The sequence below is a fragment of the Symplocastrum torsivum genome (assembly GCF_059505465.1).
The window spans coordinates 25,417-47,884 of sequence record NZ_JCACKQ010000027.1 but is presented as its reverse complement, the minus strand read 5'-3'; the positions used below and the strand labels follow the sequence as shown (position 1 = coordinate 47,884).

Below are 22,468 nucleotides of genomic sequence, written 5' to 3'. Positions count from 1 at the left end.
ACTGTTCCTAGTTCTGAGCGGCTGCTTTATCTTTAGGAGCTTCAGGAGGCTTTTTGTTAAAGTAAGCTTCCATCACTTGACGCACCATCGGTGCTGCCACCTTACCACCACCACCGCCAGAATGTTCTGCAAACGCCACAACAACGATTTCTGGTTTATCAAATGGTGCATAGGCTCCAAACCAAGCATGAGGCTTGCCAGGAGGAGCCTCTGCTGTCCCACTCTTCCCCGCAACGGGTGGGAGATGTGGCACTTTCAAGGCTGCCCCAGTCCCATCAGCAACAACGGAGCGCAAACCCTTTCGCAGCATTTCTAAGGTAGTTGGCTTCAGATTCAGCGACACTCGCGAATTTTTCGCCTGCTCATTGTTCTTGAAGAAGTGAGGTTTGACTCGATAGCCGCCATTCGCAGGAGCAGCAAACATCACAGCGACTTGTAGCGGTGTGGCTTGGGTAAATCCCTGACCGATAGACATATTGACCGTATCGCCAACCGTCCACTCCCAGTCGAATTGCTTTCGCTTCCAAGCGTCATCCGCTACTAATCCAGTGGCTTCGTCTTCCAACTCAATCCCTGTTTTTTGACCAAAGCCATAATTCCGCGACCATTTAATCAGCGTTGGTCCGCCAACACCTCTGCCGATTTGACCGTGAAATGTATTACTGCTCATCGCCATAGCGCGAACATATCCTATAGCACCAAAGCCAGCATGGTTCCACTCGCCAAAGGAAGTTCCACCAACGTTCAAAGCAGCAAACGTCTGCAACACAGTACTAGGTGAATATTTACCAGATTCCATGCCAGCGGTTTGGGTGACAACCTTGAATGTACTGGCTGGTGGAAAGCCTCGCATGGCGCGATTGACGAAAGGAGTGCCTTTAGCTTGCAGTTGTTTCCAAGTATCTGCTGTAACACGGGTAGAGAAGATGTTGGGGTCAAAGGTTGGGCGGCTGACCATTGCCAAAACCGCACCCGTGTTGGGATTAATGGCAACAATCGCACCTTTTTGATTGCCTAATGCCGCCTCTGCTGCTTTCTGGGTCGTCAGATCTAATGTAGTTTGGACATCCTTACCCGATTTTGCGTCTTTCTCACCGAGAATCCGCAGTACCTGACCTGCACCATCAACCTCAACCTGCTGCCCCCCCCATTCTCCTCGTAGCAGTTGTTCATAGGACTCCTCGATACCCATTTGTCCAACAATGTCACCGAGGCGGTAGCCTTCGGCTTTACGCTTTTCTAGCTCTTGATCGTTCATCTCTCCGGTGTAGCCTAAGATATGAGCCGCCAAATCACCGTTGGGGTAGTCCCGCACGGCTTCAATATCAACTTCTACGCCTTTAAGCTGGCTGCTATACTCTGCCAACGCCGTAATTTGGGCAGGACTGATGCCCCGCTCAATCCGGATGAGCGAAAGTGAGTTAGATCCTGCTTTTTCAACACGCTTTTGGATCTCGTCTTGAGGGAGATCCAATAATTTGGAGAGGAGTTGACGGGTTTTTGGCCACTCTGCCTCTTTGATGGCAATCGGCCAGAGAAACACAGCGTGAGACAACCGACTACTCGCCAACACTTTCCCCTTGCGGTCAAAAATATTGCCCCGCACGGGTTGTTTCGGAACCAGACGAATGCGGTTGTTTTCTGCAAGTTGCCGATTACGTTCTCCCTGAACCAACTGCAAATAGGCGAGGCGAGAACCCATACCTCCCAGCAGGAAGATGCTGACTAGCAGCATGACAAACAGGGATTGATAATTGCGTCCGACGGTACGGGGCGTAATTTGACGCCCCACTGGAGAAATCTGCATCACGGTTATATTAGAAAGTTTCAGTGGTTGAGTTTAAAAGAAATTTCTACCCAGTTTATTGCTGATTATGACAATTTGGCATGATGGATATCGCCAATGTTTAATCCTGTATAGGACGACACACTTTTGGGTAGTGCGAGGTGAAGTGATTACTCATCAAGATTAAGGACTAGACAGATAAAATAAACCAATGTACAGAAACACAGCTTGACAATTCAGACAGAATTACATTCCAGATTAGGCGATCGCCACTGTAATTGAATAACCAATATGTCTCAAACTTCCGTTAAAAAACAACGCTCTCCGGATACTGCTGCTGAGCTTGATGTTGAACTTCGCAAAGTTTTCAAGGTTTTCAATGGCGAGACAGCTGTCCGAGGGATTGACCTGAGTGTTCGTCGGGGTGAATTTTTCAGTATTCTCGGTCCCTCTGGATGTGGGAAAACAACCACCCTACGCTTAGTCGCTGGGTTTGACCTGCCCTCAGCCGGAGAGGTACTGATTCAAGGGCAATCGATGAATCAGGTTCCCCCCCACCGCCGACCTGTAAATACCGTATTTCAAAGCTACGCATTATTTAATCACTTGAGCGTAGTGGAGAATATTGCCTTTGGTCTACGGCTCAAAAAGCTCAAAGCCGCAGAAGTTGATGAGCGGGTGAAACAAGCCCTCAAGCAAGTAAAGATGGAGGCTTATGCCAATCGCTTCCCCGCTCAACTGTCTGGAGGACAACAGCAACGGGTGGCGTTAGCACGGGCGCTAGTCAATCGTCCCGCTGTATTGTTATTGGATGAACCGTTAGGAGCGTTGGATTTCAAACTACGCAAAGAAATGCAGGTAGAACTCTCGAATCTGCATCAAGACTTAGGCTTAACCTTCATCATGGTGACCCACGACCAAGAAGAAGCCTTGAGTCTATCTGACCGTATTGCTGTCATGCGATCGGGGAAAATTGAGCAAATTGGTACCCCTACAGAAATCTACGAACGTCCCCGAACACCATTTGTCGCTGATTTTATTGGTGATACAAATTTATTTAGAGGACATTTAGAAGCCGCTGATGCCTCAACCCTGCAAATTACAACGTCAACAGGCTTGAAGATTGTGGTGCAGCCCAAGTCACCTAGGGATACAGCAAGCAATACTAAAGATATTGTGGTAAGTGTACGCCCTGAAAAAATTCGCCTGAGCCTTTCTCCCCCAGACTCAAGAACTAATTGCTTTGAAGGACATCTTAAGCACGTTATGTACTTGGGAACCCATGTTCACTATGTTGTTGAGTTAAACAGTGGCGACCTCCTGACTGTCAGGCTACCCAATGTTACCAACAAGTTACCAGATGCCAATACGGCTGTTTATGCTCGTTGGGCAGCCACGGATTGTCTGGCTTTGGAGGAGTAATCATATAGCAGAAAGCTGTCAGCTATCAGCTATCAGCTTTTTTGTTGTCCTTGCTCTGTCTCTTTGTTTCACACACTTCCCTCTGTACCTAATCCAACTGAAAACCGCTATATAGCTGTTGCCATAAAGGTAAGGACAAATTTAACGACCCAAGCGACCATGTACTAGTAATAAGCCTTCTGCCTTTTGCTACATCACATAATTTATTTTTCAAAGCTTTCTAACACGTAGACCTTCTTAACCCTTAGTCACTAGACAATTGTGCCTCCCACAGATCGACGGACATCCCTAAGACATTCCACACGGCGTCAGTTCTTACAGGTAGCGGCCTCGGCAACTCTAAGTAGTATTGCGTTGTCTGGATGTGGCTGGACGCTTGCTAATGTACGACCACCAGCTAGCCGTTCCAGTTCTTCCACAGAGTTGTACATCTACACTTGGTCTGGCTACACCGATCAGGATTTGCTCAACCGCTTTGAGAAGGAGACAGGAATCAAGGCTGTAGCTGATGTTTTTGACTCCAACGAGTCAATGCTGGCTCGACTTCAAGCGGGAGGTGGTGGTTCTTACAGCATTATCTACCCGTCTGACTATATGGTGCGGGAGATGGTGAATAAAGGGCTATTAGCTGAACTTGATTCATCGCGCCTTCTTGGTCTAGAGCAGCTATTTCCCAAGTTTCTTAATCCTAAATATGATCCAGGAAATCGGCACAGCGTACCCGTAAGTTGGGGAACTACAGGTTTAGTTTACAACGCTCAAAAATTGAAACCGGAACCTGTTGATTGGAGCTACCTATGGCAATACCGGGAACAACTATCAAGACGAATGTCGTTACTGAATGATGTCCGAGAAGTCATGGGTGCTGTGTTGAAATTGTTGGGGTATTCGTATAACTCAACTAATCCTCAGGAGATTCAACAGGCTTATACAAAATTGGTAGAGTTGAAGCCTTATCTAGCCTCGTTTACTTCTGATGCTTGGCGACCTCAAGTGTTGAGCGGAGATTTAATCGTAGCGATGTGCTACTCCTCTGATGCCAATGAAATCATGGAAGAAAACGAAGACTTGCGGTATGTACTTCCTAAAAGTGGTTCTTCCGTATGGATGGATACGCTAGCGATTCCAAAAACAGCTCCAAATGTTGAGGGAGCCTATGCTTGGATTAACTTCATGTTACAGCCCGATGTTGCAGCTCAAATTTGTGAACGATTAAGCTTCGCGACACCGAACCAAGAAGCATTTGAGCTTTTACCTCCAGAAATCCAGGAAAATCAAAGCTTATTTCCGTCAGAATCAGCATTAGAGCGTTGTGAAGGTGTTGCACCTGTTGAGGAAAAGATTACTGAAGTGTATGACAACTATTGGACGAGACTGACCAGTGCCTAATTGCCTTTGTCTAATGTGCATTCTTGTTCTAGTGTTCTAGAACCAGCGCAACCTTATTCCCCAGTTCAGAGAAACTACCTGTGTCTACTAACATCACCCCTCCTTCTCTACCGAATCCCAGTACAACGGATAGTGTCGCTGAACTGCCAGTTCTGAACGAGACGAAACGCCCTCGGTGGCAGTGGTTGGAACCCTTGATCTTGCTCTCACCTGCGGGTCTTTGGTTAACGTTGTTGCTGGTGCTGCCAACGCTGGTGATTTTTGAGCTGAGTTTGGTTCCCGATATCCGACCAGGAATGGTGGTTAATCCGTCTGGGATTGGTAACTATCTGCGGGTATTTGAACCGATTAATCTACAAGTGATGTGGCGATCGCTTTTGTTTGCGATTGGCACAACGGTAATTTGCCTGCTTCTGGGGTTCCCTGTCGCCTACTGGATAGCACAGATGGCACCGAAGCGCTGGCAAAATTTGCTGCTGTTGGGGTTTATCTTGCCTTTGTGGACTTCCTCACTGTTGCGATCGTATGCCTGGATTACGATTCTGCGACCGACTGGGGTACTCAACACTGTGTTAACCAGTATCGGATTACCCGCTTTAGAGTTATTAAATCGTAGTCCTGCGGTGTTAATTGGTATGGCTTACAGTTACCTGCCATACATGGTTTTGATTCTTTATGCTTCTCTAGAAAAGTTAGATAAGCGCCTGCTGGAAGCTTCTGCTGATTTAGGGGCGAATGCTGTTCAGACGTTCTGGAAGGTGACAGTCCCGCAAACTTTACCAGGAATTGCAGCAGGTTCATTGTTGGTATTTATTAGTGGTTTGGGAGATTTCGTCGATCCAGAGTTGCTAGGTGGTGCGTCCAGCATGACAGGCGCACGTTTGATTTATAACCAGTTTTTGGGAGCAACTCAAAACTGGGGATTTGGTTCAGCTTTGAGTATGGTGTTAATTTTTGCCGTAAGTGTTGCGATCGCACTTTTGCTTAAATATGGCGATCGGGAAGCAGCACAGCGTTAGAACACGTCTACTTTTCTCGTTGAAGGGCGAAGCATTATGGAAGATCCAGATTCTCTGGATCGACTCCAAGCGATCGCAATTGCTCTGCAAGCCTTCGGGCGCGTTGCTCGGCTTGTTGGGCGCGTTGCTCGGCTTGCTTAGTACGTTCTTCCGGTGTCGGCAACCGTGTAGATAGTTCGTCATACCAATAAAGCCACTCTCGCGTTACACCTCCATAAGTTCCCCGTTCAGCCCCAATTCCTAAGCCAATTTCCGGTAACCAAACTGGATTTTCTGGTTGCAACACATAAGCACCATCAACCAAGCGATGTACTTCCAATCGGGGCTTTCTCCGACGACGGGAGGAATAAATCACGTAGTACAACACACCCATAGAAGCATACACTTCCTTTTTGGTGCTGTATTCTCCCCGATAATTTTGGGAAACCACTTCTAACACCAGGATTGGGACAACATTCTCTTCCCAAAGCGGATAACTTAAGCGCAGTTCTTCATCAAAAAACCGCTCTACTCCCAGACTCAAAAATCCATCGGGTACAATTGCAGGTTTATCGGCATCGTAGTAAATCCCCATATCTATGCCGAAGAACCAATCCATGCGCTCTGCCCACAGCATCAACAGTATTGCCTTCAACAGACCAGGAATCAATTCTTGTAGTTCATTATCCACAGGCGTATCATCAGAGTCAGGTAGCTCTTCGGAAGAAGGAAAGTATCTCTGGGGGTTGTACTCTAACATGACAGTCCCAAAACTAATGAAAAAATTATAGCGATGAGCATTTATTCGGTAAATTGAGAGCTACTGAGCAAGTAAGGGACGCGATGCCTAAAGGCAATAGGTATGACTCAATGAAAGATACACTTTCGCATCAGCAGGAAGAGGAGATTCCCAGAGATATCTTGCAGTCTAAATCCAAACCCAGCTTCTCCTGGCAAGGGATTTTTTCTGTACTGATGTTCTTCTATATGTATCTACCCATCTTTGTGCTGACGTTTTATAGCTTTAATAATTCGGCATACAGCGCGGGTTGGAAGGGATTTACTCTCAAGTGGTACACGCGGTTACTGGGAGACTCCCGGATTCTTACGTCACTGCAAAATAGTTTGATAGTTGCTCTCGCCGCTGTTGGGATTTCGGCTGTGATTGGAACTCTGATGGCAGTCGGTTTAGCACGCTACCAATTTCCCGGCAAAAGCTTGTATCGAGGTGTATCTTACCTGCCGCTGATTATTCCTGATATTGCAATCGCGGTTGCTACGCTTGTCTTCCTCGCTGTTATTGGTACACCCCTGAGTTTGTGGACGATTGTCGCTGCCCATGTGGTCTTTTGTCTAGCTTATATCGCAATTGTCGTCTCCTCAAGAATTTCTGGTCTTGACCCTCACCTGGAAGAAGCAGCGCTTGATTTAGGCGCAACTCCGCTACAAGCCTTTATCAAAGTTCTGTTGCCAGAATTGATGCCAGCGATTATTGCGGGTTGTCTTTTATCCTTCGTTCTCAGTATGGATGACTTTCTCATTGCTAGCTTCACAGCAGGTACGGGTTCAACAACTCTCCCAATGGAAATCTTTAGCCGTATCCGCACAGGAGTTAAACCAGATATTAATGCCCTAAGTGTTCTGCTAATGCTAGGGTCTGGGGTAGTTGCCTTCATTGCAGAAACCATACGTTATCGGGCGGAACAAAAACGTTTTAAGTAAGTAGCTATAGCAGAAAGCGGTCAGCTATCAGCTATCAGCTTTTTTGTTTTCCTTGCTCTATCTAGATTTCACACACCTGAGATGTACCTCATCTCTCCAGGAAACTGTTATAAGCAAAATTAAGTATTGAGTGAAAAGAAACATTGCTGTTTCTGAGGAGAACGTTTAGATAACAGGAGATATTAATTGGCTCAGTTACAACGGTTGGTTATTGCACTAGAACAACGAATAAACCAGCAGATTCTTTTAACTGACGCGCAACAGCATTATCTGGGTCGAGTACTACGGCTGGGTAATGGCGATCGCTTTATTGCAATGGATGGACAAGGCAGTTGGTTGTTAAGCGAGTTAGAAGCCAACCTCACGCAAGCTAGAATTATTGAATCTCTATCTGTTCAAACTGAGCTGCCTTTTGCGGTGACGTTAATGGCAGCAATGCCCAAAAGTAGCGGATTTGACGAGGTGGTGTATCAGGCAACCGAGTTGGGAGTTACGGCGATCATCCCGTTGAAAAGCGATCGCACACGGCTCAATCCCAGTCCCCAAAAAGTTGAACGCTGGCGACGCCTTACCCAAGAAGCCGCTGAACAATCCGAGCGTCAAGTTGTACCAACAATCCTCGATCCTGTTGACTTTGCTACTAGCCTTCAGCTAGCTGACACTCCACACACCTACCGCTATATTTGCGTCGCTCGTGGCAATCCTCCTCATCTCCTCAGTTGCTTACAAGACATAAGAATACAACTTAAAACAGCTCAGGCTTCTACCCCTCAACTTCCCTCCGTTGTCATTGCGACTGGACCAGAAGGGGGCTGGACAACTACCGAGGTAGATAAAGCCACTGCTGCCGGATTTCAACCTGTTTCCTTAGGATGCCGCGTCTTAAGAGCTGTAACAGCTCCAATCGTTGCTCTATCTCTTGTCGCTTCAGTTTTAGAGTAGAAATATTCAGGAAGATTCCTCAGCTAAGCTACCCTTAGTGTGAATTTCCGCCACTCCCAATTCCCAATTCCCTGCCATCATGATTGACCAAGTTGCTGATGCCTTTGAGCGAAAAGATTATCGAACAGCTACCCGATTACTCAAACAGCTAGTAAAGCAGGAACCGAAAAACCCTTGGGTACGGCTTTATGTTGGACGACTGCATGAAGAGACAGGTAAGCCGGAATCGGCTGAAACAGTCTACCGTCAGTTACTCCAAGGTACAACGAACCCTAAGATTATGACGCAAGCGCGTCAGGGACTAGGACGCATAGAAAGAAGGGAAAAAGAGCAACGACAGCAAGCACTTGCTCAGGCGACGGCTAACCCCGATAGTACAGAATTAGGGCTTTTAATCCTAGAACCCATCGCTGCTGAAGTGAAACAGGCAGCTGCCCAGAAGCTTGCTCGGATTATGCAGATAGATGCTTACACCGCAAGGCTACAACTTCCAACACGAGGCTGGCGTCTGTATCGCGTTGGTCCTGTAGGAGAACTGCAATTTTATGTTTCATCGCTGCGACAAGCGGAGATTCCCTGCTTTTCAGGAACTCTACGTGGTATCCAAGAAATTAACGTCTTTAACGTCAATTATTTTTCTAGTAGTGAAGCAGGGACAACGTTAGGAACGTCCAACAATCGTTCGTCTCAAGCTACAGTTGTTTGCAAAAATGCAGACGGACAGTTAGGAACGCTTGCCTTCAAGTGGTCAGAAGTGACCCAAAGAGTAGAAGGGCTTTTGCCTCTATTTGACGAAGTTGTAGATTTGGACGCACGCCGCAATCTACAACGCAAAACTCAAACTCTCGATTATGTGCAGTTTTGTGACCTACATTTACCTGAGCGTCGTACTATTTTGCGATTAGGCGATCGCAATTATCAATTTCAGCAGGGAATTCCTCTTTCCCAAATTCAGCCAAATATTCAGCACCCTAAACCAGACGTATCTTCCTTGCACCAAACAACGACTAGAAGAAGCTGGAACAACTTGCTAGCTTTCCTCAACCAATCACTGCCTCAGGTACCAGTCTGCTCAGATTTCACAACCTTTGCCGAAACAGCCATCGATTACAAAGAAATGCTGGGACACTTGACCTCTCACATCGACTTATTTCGACGTAAAGAAACGCCTTGGGACCCAGCATTTCAGTTGTATAGCGGATTAGTTTTCCTCAAAAATGCCTCTGGGCAATAAAAGCGCTTAACCAGGCGTTTTCACCTGACGCGCCATATCACGGAACATATCAAGGCTTGGCCCAGGACGACGGCGACTCTGACTAGCTGTCGGCATTAAGTAGTTGGGAGCAAAAGTTTGTTCAGCTTGAGGTTCAACTTTGCCATTTGTGGATGGGGCTGGTGGGTTTGGCTGAGCTTCAACTTTTACTGTCTCGTTCTTGGATGGGACGGCAACCTTGCCGGGATCGGGCTTTTGGGCTTTTGCTTCTGGCTTCTTGGCTTCTGGCTTCTTGGCTTCTGGCGATGGTTCGGTTTTGGGCCGATCTGCCACGGCTACACCTACGGTTTCCTTTGCAGATTCTAGCTTTTCGGCTACAGTCCCCGCTGCGGCTTTCAGCGGTTCTGCTATCTTCTCTTGAACTACTGCCTTAGCATTGTCAATTTCGTCTAGCTCTAGGTAAAATCCTTTTGATTTTTTAGGCTTGGGAGCAGTTGACGTATTATCTTGAGATTTTTTGCCACCGATAAGCCCACCGAAGAAGGCGGCAATTCCACTGAACAACTTTTTGATAAAACCGAACATTTACCAATACTCCTGGCTTTAGATGAATTTAATGGTGTTGCCAAAGATGAGAGCCGACTATTCCAACTTTGATACAAAAGGTTATTAGCGCGGCTTGGCTCAAGTGACGACTTTTTAGATGAAGTTTGCCCGAAAGTTCCTGCCAGATTGAATTATGAATTTTTACGGCGACCCAGTGCAAGATTCACCTTAGCTTCTCCACAAAACTTTACAGTCTGTCTCTAAACGGTATAAATGCTCAACTTCTGCTTAGTCAAGGTCACAAGGGAATTTATCTATATTTACAATCATCTCATGTTTCCTGTACAGATTGGGACACTCTCACTGGGTGTACCACAGTAGCGATCGCTTAGGGTATGGGGCTGACTAAGCTGAGGTTAGGTAAGTTATTCGATTGACTATGAAAATTGCAAGTGATTACGCTACGCCCAAACTTCGCGATCGCAATCCTGTATTGTTGATTCACGGCATTACCGACACAATCGCCGTTTTTCAGGGTATGGCTACCTACCTGAGCGCCCAAGGGTGGTCGGTACATAGCTTCAATTTGATACCGAACAACGGTGACCTTAGTCTTGACCAGTTAGCGGCACAAGTAGCTGATTATGTAGCTAAGACCTTTGACCCCAAGCAATCGATAGATGTCATTGGCTTCAGTATGGGGGGCATTGTCTCACGCTACTACATTCAACGGTTGGGTGGTATCGACCGAGTGCAGCGCTACATCAGCATCTCTGCGCCCAATCATGGCACCTTAGCCGCTCACCTCTCTTGGCGTCCTGGCTGTATTCAGATGCGTCCAGATAGTGAGTTTCTACGGGATTTGAATCGGGATGCCTCAATAATGCTGGAACGGCTGAACTTCACTGTGATGTGGACACCTTATGATTTGATAATTGTCCCAGCGAAGAGTTCTCAGATGCCAGTGGGTAAAGAAGTGATAGTGCCTGCTCGCCTCCATGCTTGGATGCTAACCGATGAGCGATGTCTCAAAGCTGTTGCCGCTGCACTCTCGGAGCCAGTTTTAGTGGCTGATGATAAGACCGTATCATCTCCAAGTTAGTTGCAAACGCGATTTACCTCAGTAAGTACTTCTGTAAACTGTTGCCTAAGGTGAACTGTGCCAACGCTGTGCAAATGTTATGAAAAAACGCCAAATTACTAAACTTTACGCATGGTCGTTAGGAATTTTCTTTCTCTGTACCACTCCAACTTATGCCCAAATACCAACATCTCCCCTGCAAGAACAGCAACAACTTACTCAACAACAGATATTGCAGGAACTTGGGCAAGCTGATGTTGTTTACCTGGGAGAAACACATAATCGCGCCGAAGACCATCAAGCGCAACTAGAAATCCTGCAAGCACTCCACCAGCAGAATCAAAAAATCGCCGTTGCAATGGAGATGTTTCAGCGTCCCTACCAGGACATTCTTGACCAATACTTAGCAGGGAAAATTACAGAAGCTCAGTTAGTTGAGCAAACTGAGTATGACAATCGTTGGGGTTTCCCTTGGGAGTACTATGCACCGATACTTCGCTTCGCTAAAACTCATCAACTGCCTGTCTTAGCCTTGAATACACCGACAGAGGTGACACGAAAAGTTGCTCGTAGTGGGTTAGAAAGCCTAACAATTGCTGAACGTCGGCATATCCCACCCTTTTCAGAAATTCGGACAGATAACGCTGAATATCGAAAAATGGCAGAGGGAAGCTACCAATTGCATCATCAAGCAGGACAGGGCAACAGCAACAGCTTTGAGCGGTTTTTCACAGCGCTGGTGTTGTGGGATGAAACAATGGCAGAAAAAATTGCCCAATTTATTAGAGCCAATCCAGACTATCAAGTGGTGGTGTTAGCAGGGCAAACTCATATTGTTTACGGACACGGGATACCGAGTCGTGTTGCGCGACGCCTTAATAATCAGTTAGTACAGCGTTCAGTCTTGTTCGATAGTCCTCAAGATGCCCAAGTGGTAGGAGAAAACGCGATCGCAGATTACTTTTGGCAACCTATCCAACAGTAGCTTGAGGGTAGATCAAGATTTTGTAAGTATCGGGGGTTGGTGTAATCGCTTGTTCAACAGCCTTTGCTAATTTTTGGAGAGGATAGCGATCGCTAATTAACGCATCCACATCAATGCGCTGGTTAAATACAATATCAGCAGCAAGAGACTGAAGGCGATAGGAGGAACTGTAGCTTCCCATCAGGTCGATTTCTCGGCGGTACAGGATATTAGGATTAATGGGAATTTCCACCTCATCCGGGAACTCGGCAAAAAATAGGATTTTTCCACCCTTGCGTGTACAGTCAAGCGCTTGGAAAAAGGCTTTGTCACTAGGAACAGCTAAGAGAGTCGTATCAACACCCATACCCTCAGTAAGGGAGAAGACTTTCTGTTGTAAATCAGCATCACGGGCATCAAAAGCGGCTTCCGCACCAACAGCTAGTGCTTTCTCAATGCGGCTAGGGATGAGGTCAGTTGCGATCGCTCTTGCCCCAAAACACTTCACCAACATAATGAACATTAGCCCAATTGGACCCGCACCCGTTACCAAAACCGTTTGTCCGGGGCTAACTTGCGCTTTTTTTACCGCCTTGAGGCAACAGCTAGTCGGTTCGACAAAACTCGCTTGTTCAAAACTAACGCGATCGGGGATTGGAATTAACCCCCCACACCGAACAATATGCCCTGGAACCTTGACATACTCTGCAAAGCCACCACCACTAGGCGTAAACCCAGCCGTTGTCGTGATGTTTTTATAAACCTCGCACATTGAAAAGTTGTCATTTAGACAGTAGCCACAGCGCATACAGGGAATGTGGTGCATAACAACCACCCGTTGCCCAATCTGCCAACCCTTAACATCCTCTCCTAACGCCGCTATTATCCCAGCGGTTTCATGCCCATAAATGCGGGGTGGTTCATAGAGAGGATAGCGAATCTTTTTAATATCCGACTGGCAAAGTCCTACGACTCGCACCTGTACCAACACCTCATCACTTTGGAGTTCGGGTACTGGCACCTCTTCGTAATTCAGTTGATTAACCCCTCGGAATACTTGTGCTTTCATCCTGCTGCTTTTAGTAACTTCCGCGATTTTAGACTTTACCACTCGCTAGACCAGGCTGGCAGAAATAACTGACAAAAAATCCCAATCTCCGCATCTCCTCATCGCTTTTTAAGTGACGGACTGAGAGAATTTTTTAATTCCTAATCCGGGTAATGGCTAATGAATGAATTAACGACTGATGTTTTAGTGGTTGGGGGTGGTACCGGTGGCACAGCCGCGGCTATTCAAGCTGCACGTCAAGGTGCCCAAACCTTACTAGTGAGTGAATTTCCTTGGTTGGGGGGAATGCTGACTTCTGCGGGTGTCTCAGCGCCTGATGGGAATGAACTTGTCGCCTTTCAAACGGGTTTATGGGGGGCATTTTTGCGGGAACTGCGGCAACGGCAGATAGGTGGATTAGACAACAGTTGGGTGAGTATGTTTAGTTTTGACCCTCGCACAGGTGCGAAGCTACTTGCTGATTGGGTGCAGCAGCTACCTAACCTGAAGTGGATTGCTGGGCAAACTCCCTTAGAGATTTTGCGCCAAGGCAACTGCATTACGGGTGTTCGATTTGAAAATTTCACCGTTAAAGCCAAAGTCACGCTAGATGCTACGGAACTGGGAGATGTGTTGGCTTTAGCCGAAGTGCCGTACCGTTGGGGGTGGGAACTGCAATCTGAGTTTGAGGAACCTAGCGCCCCGGTGTCAGTTAATCAGTTGACTCAGCAGTATCCCGTACAAGCGCCAACTTGGGTAGTCGTCCTCAAAGATTTTGGGGAGGCAGAAGATGCCCCAGAGATTCCTGCCCCTCCTGATTATTCCCCGGAGCAATTTGTGGGTGCTTGGGACAATTATGGGGCAGAGCAATTTCTAAATTACGGACGCCTACCAGGAGGACTGTTTATGATTAACTGGCCTCAGTGTGGCAATGATTATGGTGAAGGCGTTGGGCGCTTAGTTGAATCTAGTGATAAGCAGCAACAGTTTCTTCAGGAAGCCCGTTGGCACACTCAAGGTTTTGCTCACTTTATTCAGTCTCAGCTAGGGCATCGCTATGGTTTAGCTGATAACATCTTTCCCAACTCCCAATTTGGTGGAGGGGCTTATGCGCTACATCCTTACTACCGCGAAAGCCGTCGTCTTCAAGGACTCGTTACGGTGCGGGAGCAAGATTTATTGCCAGTTGCTGACGGACGAGTAGCAGCGTTGCCTGTCGATATTAGCCGAGGAAATGCGATCTGCGCTGACGCTCGTTTGCGAAGCATGCGCGAAGCGCGTAGACTCGCTAACGCTTCGCTATCGCAGCAGCGCTTCGCTATCGCCTCCATTGCTGTGGGTAACTATGCTAATGACCACCACTATCCCGGTATCAACTTTCCTTTAAAACCGAAATCCATTCGCTGGGGAGGGCGCTGGACAGGAACACCGTTTACGATTCCGTATGGCTGCTTGATCCCGGTTTCAACCGATGGTCTTTTGGTCTGTGAGAAAAATATTTCTGTGTCTCACATTGCTAATGGTGCAACGCGGTTGCAACCCGTGGTTATGAACATTGGGCAAGCGGCGGGGATGGCAGCCGCCTTATCCGTAAGCTTGAATTGTCAACCTAGGGATTTGCAAGTTAGATCTATTCAAGAAGCCTTATTGCAAGATCCAGTTGCTCCAGCTGCGATTATTCCTTTATTCAATTTGCCTTCAAACCATCCCGACTGGCTGTCCTGGCAACGCTACTACCTGGATAATCCAGAGAACTATCCAGCGACAGGTAATACGAAAGGACTAGTACAAGAAGGCAGAAGGCAGGAGGCAGAAGGCAGAAGGAAAGAAAGCTTGAAAGGTAAGTTTTTTAACCTTTTTCAACTGGATAGTTATTTCGACCACACTGCACTAGGAAGTGTCGAGCCTGAAAGTAACGTCACAGCAGAATCTTCCCAACCACCAGTCCCTAATTCACAGCCCCCAACACGATTCACAGGCATTTTTCAGCGCTGCAATCAGCAAGATTACTGTATTACATTGACGGCTCCAGAGGCTCATGAGGGTCAAACCTGGAGGCTAATTACTCTACTCTCCAGCGTGGATGAGCAACTACAAGCTTGCCTCGACCAAGAACAGCTTACGGTTTGGGGTCGTCTTAACCACTCAGGTTGCTGGTTAGTCGTCGAAAAGATTGAAATACCGTAATTACATTCGTAAAATCTGTAATTTTAACACCAATTCTCGCACAAGAAAATAAACTTCCAAGGAAGTTATTCCTGATGTGCCTTCAGGAACTCCGTATCAGGTACTAGAAACTCTGATACGGACATCTGCTATGAGCATTTACACTACTTTCTTTGGTCAATCGCTCTCGGCTAAAACTCAGCAAGAAGACAACAAGGCTCCTCATCGTGGTAGCGGACGCTGAATCCCCAATTATACATGCACCAATGAATTTTTGGGAAGGTGTAGGAGGAGATAGTAAGCTAAGCTTTGCTCTTCGGGTAGCATTTCCGTGGGGCAACGGTGAATGTAGAGTCCTTCAGCACACCCGCGACTGTGAGCGGCAAGACTATGGTAAGAAGCGATCGCGCTACTCAAAAATTACCAGAGTTTTGCCGCTCTGCAAGTAAGCTTTGACGAGAGTTTGTCCTGATCCCATAGCAGAAATCTCGTATCAGGGACTAGAAACCCTGACACAAATTTTTGTTATGCGTACTCTTACCTCTACTATTGTGTTTACTCTACTAGCAATTCCACTTTCTGTTGGTTCTCAGGTCATCACCGACTGGAGAATAGCACAATTACAGGATGCTTCTGCTACCCAATTGCTAGCGGCAAAAACTACAATAAGAGGAAATCCAGCACCACATCCCGGAAGTGGACGCAAACCTTTGTTTCAATTACAAGAAAATCCATTTACCCAGCTATGATTGTTACTGGAAGACCTTCATCTATCTTGCTTCCCTTCGTGGTAGCGGAGTTTTTTCAGTTTTTACGCTTATTAATTTGTTTCCTATAATAGAATATTCAGTTTTAAATATTAGGGTGCTTAACGTAAGCGCATGTTCTGCGGCGTGAGGTGAACTCACTGATTTGGTGCAACGGTGAGGCAAATCACTTAAAGAACAAAACTTCTGTACCTATGCGATATAACCGCCCCTAAGATGATTAACCACCTCGATCTGATCAAAAGCCTCAGCCCCAGCGCAATGGATCAGATTATGCTGTACCTGGCTTTCAGCGCGATGAGAACCAGCGGCCACCGACACGGGGCTTTCTTGGATGCAGCAGCAACGGCTGCTAAATGTGCGATATACATGACCTACTTGGAGCAAGGTGAGAATACCCGGATGACTGGGCATTTGCACCATATTGAGCCAAAGCGGGTCAAAGTAATTGTTGAGGAGGTCAGACAAGCTCTAACGGAAGGGAAGCTGCTGAAGATGCTAGGTTCTCAGGAACCGCGCTATCTGATTCAATTTCCCTATGTTTGGATGGATCAGTACCCTTGGCAACCAGGGCGATCGCGTATTTCTGGAACAAGCCTTAACTCTGAAGAAAAACGATACATCCAGGAAAAGCTGCCAGATAACTTGCCAGATGCTCAGGTGGTCAATTCGCTTCAGTTTTTGGAACTGATTGAATTTCTGCACACTCGTTCTCAGGAAGATTTGCCCAAAGAGCAACGCCTCCCGTTGAGTGAAGCGATGGCTGAACACATCAAGCGTCGCCTAATCTACTCAGGGACAGTAACGCGAGTTGATTGCCCTTGGGGGTTGCCATACTACGCACTCACCCGTGCCTCATATTCACCAGTAGATGGAAAAGAACGTACCTATACCGTAGTAGAGGATACGGCGCGGTACTTCCGGTTGATGAGGGATTGGGCAGATCGAGAGCCAAAGGTGATGCGGTTACTGGAGGAATTGGATATCCCGCCAGAGAATATCGATCAGGCAATGGAAGAACTGGATGAAGTTATCCGCGCTTGGGCGGATAAATATCATCGTGCGGATGGTGAGCCAGTGATTCTACAAATGGTTTTTGGTCCACAAGTGGAATAAATAACTGAGGGTGGAAGGGAATCGCTTAAGTTAAGCGATTCCGGTTGTACCCAAGCTTAACCCTTGCCATGCTAAAGCCAACAGTACCGCTGAGATCGCACCAATCAGTGTATTAAAAACGTTCACCAGTTCATTCGTCATCCAATCAAATTTTGATTGCAGCGTTGCCCCAATTACACTTTCCAGGTTGGTGGCAATGAAGGCGGCGATTATACAAATCGCTACACCTCTCAAATCAATGAGATGAACCCCCCAACCAACAAATGCGATCGCGGCTGAAGCAACGATCCCTGCCAGGGTTCCCTCTAAACTAACCGCTCCTTCAGTTCCCCGCGCCACAGGCTGTAAGGTAGTGATGAGAAACGTGCGCTTTCCATAAGCTTTTCCAACCTCACTAGCAGTGGTGTCAGAAAGTTTTGTAGAGAAACTTGCCACATATCCCAGTAACAGTAGGGATATAAGACGTTGCGCTCCTACGTCTTGATTAAAATACGGAACTAGCAGTACTCCCAAGGCACACAAGGCTCCGGCAAGGGCTGAACCCCAGACATTTTCTGGGCCTCTTGCCCCTGATCGCTTTTCCGCAATTCCCTCGGCTTCTTTCTGGGCCATACCGATGCGAGTAACGCCTGAACCTACTAGAAAGTAAAACAGTACTACCAAGTAGCCTTGCCAGCCAAGCGTCCCCCAGATCAAGACACCAAGTAGCCAACCGTGGAATAGTCCTGCGGGTGTCAGTAACTTCTTGGGAGCAATAAAAGCGATCGCGAGTAAAGCCGTATTTAATCCAACAGCAACTAGCCAGGGATTGAGAAAATCAGTAGAAAGCATCGCTAATCAGTTGGAAACATCCTACTGTGATTTTAGATTTAGAATTACAAATCCTCACTGCCTTAATCTAAAATCTAAAGCTTTTCATAGTTACAGTTAGCTTCTGAGAGACATTCTTTGAAAGGCGATCGCATTTAACAGGTTCAGACTGACTGATATGTTCTATGACCTGAAAGTGCTTCCTAAACAAGTCAAGGTTAGTGAGATCGCACAAATGACTAAATAAGCGGTTCTAGGGATTGCCTATTCAATTTTGGGAAAAGGAAAAAGAGCATTAGCTTTCCCCTTGTATCAAACAAGTAGTTTTATCATCTTGTGGGGGTTTGGGGGAACGATAAGATCTGCGCTGTACTCGAAGAGTCAGCGTCTGGAGATGTCACCTTTGCTCATACAGGATTTGAGCGAGATCGTTGCGTAAAAAGGTTTCTTCCTGGGTATCTCCGATCGCATTTGCCACTGCGATCGCTTGTATGTAATAAGTCCGGGCATTGGACAAATTGCCCGTGACTTGAGAAAGCTCAGCAAATAGCCGTAGTGCGATCAGTTCTTCAGAGCGGTTGGCTTCTTTTTGCGCCAGAGCGATATATTGGTTAAGCGATCTAAATGCCAATTGATACTCTCTAGCTGCACTGTGAGACAGTACCAAGCCCCTCAATGCCCGAAATTGGTTGGTGAGATCACGACTATCTTCAGCGAGTATCCGTGCTAGTCGGTAAGAAATTTGAGCCTCTGCTTGACGTTTAGCGGCACGATAGGCATCTCCCAAATTATTGCGCGTATTTGCTTGCCCTAGTCGGTCTGTCGCGGCACTCCGAAAATCCAAGGCGGCTTCGTAGCGATTGATTGCCTCCGTATAGTTTCCTGCTTCAGCGGCTACTAAACCAAGATTACTCAGACTTAATCCTTCACCCTCTCGATTTTTAATACTACGGGCAACCGTCAGGGCTTGTAAAAAAGTATCTTGTGCGGCTTCCAGATTCCTATCTTTTAGTAGCACTGTACCCACATTATTTAAGGCATAAACCTGTGCTTGAAAATCGTTTAGGGTACGAGCAATTCCCAAGCGTCGGCGGAAGGCATCTTCTGCCTGTCGGTAGCGTCCCAGATTGACATAGGCTATACCCAAGTAATTGTAAGTTTGACCTAATCCCTGTAAGTCACCCGCTTGTTGATAAAGGTCAAGCGCTTGCAACCAGGTGGCGATCGCACTTTCCAAATCTCCACGGCGCTGCGCTTGTCCTCCCTGTCGCAGGAGTGAGTCCGCTTGATCTCTCGATTCTCTCTGAATACCGTTGTTTAACTGGATATTCAGTTGCTCGTCGAGGTCAATTATTGGGAAACCACTGGGTAAAGTTTGCCCAAACGCACCCGTACTGGTGACTAGCACAGATGCTAGAAGCGTTAGTAACCCCACTCCCGAAGAACTAGCGATCGCCTTTACCAACAGATACCCTCTCTTCATTGCTGCTCTTTGTGCTAGCTACCCTATCTAACCCGCCGATTTGGGAGTGTTTGCCAAACACTAGCATGGCTAGAGTGTACTGACTGCCGACTTGCGCTCTGGATGAGCGGCTTCCCCACCCAAATAAACCTCACGAATATCATCAGGGAGAGCTTCTTCCAAAAGTTGATACCCTTGGTTTAGCTGAGTTCTCACTTGTGCTGGTGAAATGACTTCTCCCTCCGCTTGTAGATACGCCGCAATCCGCGTTTCGCTCCAGTGGAACGTCTGTGCCATCACTACCATTAACCGAATTACGGCTGGCAGTTTTTCCATGGCTTGTTCGAGGTAGCACCAAAATGGTGGTGGTGCGGCTTTGAGGTTGTAGTGAATCGACTCCACTGGCGGTAAATCGGCTTGGTTAATACAGACAGCCGTCATATTGATGAGCCAGTTTTGGAAAGAATTCGACCCAGGCGTATTATCGTCACGTAAATCCAGTCCACCCAGTTCGTAGAAAATATGACGCCAGGTGAGGGCAAATAGATAATCTGCCTGCACAGGCGATCGCGCTGAATGCCGAATTAACGTAAAGACAATGGGACTATAGCGACAGAATATTGCCGTGAAGTACTTCCCATGCTCCGGGTGACGCTGAAACAGAGTTAGCAACTCCTGATCGCTGTGATGAAACAGTGACTTGACAATCAGATGATTGGATTCAGAAAAATGCGGAATTTGCACAATCTTTAAATTCCCATAGAATCAGCAAAATCAAAGCAGATGCTTCCCACTATATCTATCGCTCCTTTGCCCTCAGAATAAGGCAGCTAGCTACTTTCCCACCATCCTGTTTCCAGACTATGGAGAAATGATAACCGACTGCTTCATGTTGAAGCCTTTGAGAGTGATGATATAACTTAGCTAAAATTAGTAACATCTATGGACAGGTCTGGTGGTAATAATCTTACCCGTAACAGGACAACAGATTCATCAAAGTTAAACTTGATTCATTACGCTTTGTCAGTTCATGATTCTATCAGTTGATATTATTTCCTTCCTAGTTCAGCCTCTGCCGCTTGGCGCTTTCTTGCCTGGTCTACCTTTAGATAGCCTGTTTTCTACACAGGGCATCATGGTGATGCTATTGGCAGCCTACGCGGTTGCGATGTGGATGTTTCTCACCAGTGCCCCAAAAGTCCATACTGTAATGGTGTCCGATATGGAAGTGGCACGACAGTTTTATGAGGGTTTGCTCAATTTAGCAGCAGCAGAAGTCCCTCTACACTACTACTACAACTACGAGCAAACATTAGGAGCCACAGGTCTTGACCCACTTTATATGTCAACTAGCCTGGGAACCACCAGTGCGACAAGGATGAATGGTACTGATGGTTTATGGTATCAGCTCAAAAAGAATACTCAGCTCCATGTCATCTCCGGGGCAAGCATAGGCAATAAAAACCAACAACGCCACGTATGTTTCGACCACGATTGCCTAGAACAAGTGTTGATGCGCGTACAAATGCGACGACTCAAGTACAAAGTTCGCAGCGAGAAGCCTCTAAATTTTTTGGTGAAGGATATGGATGGTCGGGTGATTGAATTGGCGGAAGTTTCTAATTAGCGGTTAGGAAATCGCACATGAATTGTGTCGGCGTGGGGGCAAGGCTTTCCCTCACGCTTTTTTATAGTTGCAGGTGTTACGCACTTGCTCACCTTATCCCCCAATTCTGGGGAACGTTGATACTAATTGATATTTGATAACAGCACTTTGTTTTTGCTAATAAGCTAAATACTCTTCACAATAAGTGTGTTTTTATGATATTGTCCTCAGCAGGTTCTAAGTGATAACGAATCAAGGACACATAACTGTGCTAAGAACGCGCTACAAAAGCACTCCTCCACCTACCTGCACCTACTAGGGCAGGAGGTTCAGTTTTTATCTAGTGGCTTCGCCTAAGGCTAAGCCAAAATAACACTATACCTATCCTGCCCTCACGGCTCGGTCGTTGTTTATCTTGTGAGGCAAGGATAGTTTTTTCATGAAAATTCAAGCTGTAGCTCAGGGTAGCTCTACCTATGGGCTGTTGTTGATTGTGCTTTCAGCCGTCCTGTGGGGCACAGTAGGTGTGGCGATCAAAGCACTTTATGGCTTGGTGGATACTAATCCGCTTTCAATCGGGTTTTTTCGATTAGCGATCGCACTACCAGCACTATTTTCGGCTTGCTGGTATACCTTGGGAGTCCGAATGTTCCGAGTTCGACGGCGTGACTTAGTGTTAATGCTGTTGCTTGGCGCAATGATGGCGTTTTACCAAGTCTGCTACTTTGCTGCGATCGCTCAAATAGGAGTTGCGATCGCAGTTCTCGTGACACTGTGCATTGCACCTGTAATCGTTGCCCTTCTCTCCCTTTGGCTATTTCGGGAAAAACTCACGCCAAGGCTAATCGTCGCTCTTAGTTTTGCGCTTGTGGGTACAGCCTTGTGTGTGGATGTCCAACCCAATACGGTGGGAGAACAGGGTAATGCGGCGCTAGGGGTTCTGTTAGCCTTAGGTTCAGCGTTTGGTTACGCCGTAATTGCTCTATGTAGCCGTGCCTTAGCTGGACGGTATCACCCACTCCAGTCGCTCACGATTGGGTTTGGTACAGGTGCGGTTATACTGCTACCCTTTGCCCTGTTTAGTGGGTTAGTCGTTAGCTATCCAGCAATTGGTTGGTCAATATTACTGTACTTGGGACTCGTTCCTACTGTCCTCGCCTATGTGCTGTTCCTATCGGGAATGCGCCATACGACAGCGACACTCGCTAGCATCACAACCTTGCTGGAACCATTAACTTCAACATTACTTGCCTGGTTATTCTTCAAAGAGCAACTCGGTTTCTTCGGGTTGCTTGGGGGAATGCTATTAGTTGGAGCAATTCTGCTGTTATTCAGAAATGATTCCAGCAAGAATAGCTAAATTTGAAGTTCAATAAACGAGTCTCCCTAAGTGCTGACAACACTCAGGGAGACTTTGTTCCTCGTTCATT

The 22,468-nt window shown here is 46.8% G+C and carries 21 protein-coding genes; 14 read left to right on the top strand and 7 right to left on the bottom strand.

The genetic code is table 11. The features are described 5' to 3' along the window. Positions 1-7 precede the first annotated feature (7 nt). Complete coding sequence (gene mrdA / locus AC5JL3_RS09375; protein ID WP_496074228.1) at positions 8-1,807, bottom strand: penicillin-binding protein 2; 1,800 nt, start codon at positions 1,805-1,807, stop codon at positions 8-10. A 270-nt stretch (positions 1,808-2,077) separates the two neighbouring features. Between mrdA and AC5JL3_RS09370 the strand changes: the two genes are divergently transcribed. From AC5JL3_RS09370 to AC5JL3_RS09360, 3 genes are all read left to right on the top strand, one after another. Then, positions 2,078-3,208 carry an ABC transporter ATP-binding protein gene (locus tag AC5JL3_RS09370; RefSeq protein ID WP_496074227.1) on the top strand — a complete coding sequence of 377 codons (1,131 nt, stop codon included), beginning with the start codon at positions 2,078-2,080 and terminating at the stop codon, positions 3,206-3,208. A 261-nt stretch (positions 3,209-3,469) separates the two neighbouring features. Then, positions 3,470-4,597 carry an ABC transporter substrate-binding protein gene (locus AC5JL3_RS09365; protein ID WP_496074226.1) on the top strand — a complete coding sequence of 376 codons (1,128 nt, stop codon included), beginning with the start codon at positions 3,470-3,472 and terminating at the stop codon, positions 4,595-4,597. Positions 4,598-4,677: 80 nt separating this feature from the next. Next, entirely contained in the window at positions 4,678-5,616 is a 939-nt protein-coding gene (locus AC5JL3_RS09360) for an ABC transporter permease (protein WP_496074225.1), read from the top strand. Between the two features lie 34 nt (positions 5,617-5,650). On the opposite strand, the gene AC5JL3_RS09355 is transcribed toward AC5JL3_RS09360, so the two are convergent. Next, positions 5,651-6,355: a Uma2 family endonuclease gene (locus AC5JL3_RS09355; RefSeq protein ID WP_496074224.1), complete on the bottom strand. Its 705-nt coding sequence runs from the start codon at positions 6,353-6,355 to the stop codon at positions 5,651-5,653. 110 nt (positions 6,356-6,465) lie between these two features. On the opposite strand from AC5JL3_RS09355, the gene AC5JL3_RS09350 reads away from it, so the two are divergent. From AC5JL3_RS09350 to AC5JL3_RS09340, 3 genes are all read left to right on the top strand, one after another. Next, a complete protein-coding gene (locus AC5JL3_RS09350) occupies positions 6,466-7,317 on the top strand; it encodes an ABC transporter permease (RefSeq protein WP_496074223.1) in 852 nt (283 codons plus the stop codon). A gap of 186 nt (positions 7,318-7,503) precedes the next feature. Next, on the top strand, positions 7,504-8,259 hold the full coding sequence (locus tag AC5JL3_RS09345) for a 16S rRNA (uracil(1498)-N(3))-methyltransferase (RefSeq protein ID WP_496074222.1): 756 nt from the start codon (positions 7,504-7,506) through the stop codon (positions 8,257-8,259). 79 nt (positions 8,260-8,338) lie between these two features. Next, the gene (locus AC5JL3_RS09340; protein WP_496074221.1) at positions 8,339-9,493 is read left to right on the top strand and encodes a tetratricopeptide repeat protein; all 1,155 of its coding nucleotides are present in this window, start codon (positions 8,339-8,341) and stop codon (positions 9,491-9,493) included. Between the two features lie 6 nt (positions 9,494-9,499). Here AC5JL3_RS09340 and AC5JL3_RS09335 read toward each other — a convergent pair whose 3' ends face one another. Then, entirely contained in the window at positions 9,500-10,057 is a 558-nt protein-coding gene (locus AC5JL3_RS09335; protein ID WP_496074220.1) for a hypothetical protein, read from the bottom strand. A 400-nt stretch (positions 10,058-10,457) separates the two neighbouring features. Here AC5JL3_RS09335 and AC5JL3_RS09330 point away from each other — a divergent pair, with 400 nt between their 5' ends. Both AC5JL3_RS09330 and AC5JL3_RS09325 read left to right on the top strand, forming a co-directional pair. After that, positions 10,458-11,120 (top strand): esterase/lipase family protein, encoded by a 663-nt coding sequence (locus tag AC5JL3_RS09330; RefSeq protein WP_496074219.1) that lies wholly within the window; start codon positions 10,458-10,460, stop codon positions 11,118-11,120. A gap of 79 nt (positions 11,121-11,199) precedes the next feature. Next, entirely contained in the window at positions 11,200-12,084 is an 885-nt protein-coding gene (locus AC5JL3_RS09325) for a ChaN family lipoprotein (RefSeq protein ID WP_496074218.1), read from the top strand. Here AC5JL3_RS09325 and AC5JL3_RS09320 read toward each other — a convergent pair. Next, positions 12,071-13,132 (bottom strand): zinc-dependent dehydrogenase, encoded by a 1,062-nt coding sequence (locus AC5JL3_RS09320; protein ID WP_496074217.1) that lies wholly within the window; start codon positions 13,130-13,132, stop codon positions 12,071-12,073. The genes AC5JL3_RS09325 and AC5JL3_RS09320 overlap by 14 nt on opposite strands. Positions 13,133-13,291: 159 nt before the next feature. Here AC5JL3_RS09320 and AC5JL3_RS09315 point away from each other — a divergent pair, with 159 nt between their 5' ends. From AC5JL3_RS09315 to hetR, 4 genes are all read left to right on the top strand, one after another. Beyond that, positions 13,292-15,298 (top strand): FAD-dependent oxidoreductase, encoded by a 2,007-nt coding sequence (locus tag AC5JL3_RS09315; protein WP_496074216.1) that lies wholly within the window; start codon positions 13,292-13,294, stop codon positions 15,296-15,298. A 245-nt stretch (positions 15,299-15,543) separates the two neighbouring features. Then, positions 15,544-15,726: a hypothetical protein gene (locus AC5JL3_RS09310; RefSeq protein ID WP_496074215.1), complete on the top strand. Its 183-nt coding sequence runs from the start codon at positions 15,544-15,546 to the stop codon at positions 15,724-15,726. 78 nt (positions 15,727-15,804) lie between these two features. Further along, positions 15,805-16,026 (top strand): hypothetical protein, encoded by a 222-nt coding sequence (locus tag AC5JL3_RS09305; RefSeq protein ID WP_496074214.1) that lies wholly within the window; start codon positions 15,805-15,807, stop codon positions 16,024-16,026. 234 nt (positions 16,027-16,260) lie between these two features. Continuing rightward, positions 16,261-17,160, top strand: a complete 900-nt coding sequence (hetR, locus tag AC5JL3_RS09300; protein WP_496074213.1) for a heterocyst differentiation master regulator HetR — start codon at positions 16,261-16,263, stop codon at positions 17,158-17,160. Between the two features lie 30 nt (positions 17,161-17,190). Here hetR and AC5JL3_RS09295 read toward each other — a convergent pair whose 3' ends face one another. The 3 genes from AC5JL3_RS09295 to AC5JL3_RS09285 all read right to left on the bottom strand — a co-directional run bounded on the left by AC5JL3_RS09295 (position 17,191) and on the right by AC5JL3_RS09285 (position 20,176). Then, complete coding sequence (locus AC5JL3_RS09295) at positions 17,191-17,991, bottom strand: TIGR00297 family protein (RefSeq protein WP_496074212.1); 801 nt, start codon at positions 17,989-17,991, stop codon at positions 17,191-17,193. Between the two features lie 376 nt (positions 17,992-18,367). Continuing rightward, on the bottom strand, positions 18,368-19,453 hold the full coding sequence (locus AC5JL3_RS09290) for a tetratricopeptide repeat protein (protein WP_496074211.1): 1,086 nt from the start codon (positions 19,451-19,453) through the stop codon (positions 18,368-18,370). A 69-nt stretch (positions 19,454-19,522) separates the two neighbouring features. Further along, positions 19,523-20,176 (bottom strand): RNA polymerase sigma factor, encoded by a 654-nt coding sequence (locus tag AC5JL3_RS09285; RefSeq protein ID WP_496074210.1) that lies wholly within the window; start codon positions 20,174-20,176, stop codon positions 19,523-19,525. A 286-nt stretch (positions 20,177-20,462) separates the two neighbouring features. Between AC5JL3_RS09285 and AC5JL3_RS09280 the strand changes: the two genes are divergently transcribed. Beyond that, positions 20,463-21,059 carry a VOC family protein gene (locus AC5JL3_RS09280; RefSeq protein ID WP_192222070.1) on the top strand — a complete coding sequence of 199 codons (597 nt, stop codon included), beginning with the start codon at positions 20,463-20,465 and terminating at the stop codon, positions 21,057-21,059. A gap of 418 nt (positions 21,060-21,477) precedes the next feature. Next, positions 21,478-22,398, top strand: a complete 921-nt coding sequence (locus AC5JL3_RS09275; protein WP_496074209.1) for a DMT family transporter — start codon at positions 21,478-21,480, stop codon at positions 22,396-22,398. The last annotated feature ends 70 nt before the right edge of the window (positions 22,399-22,468 follow it).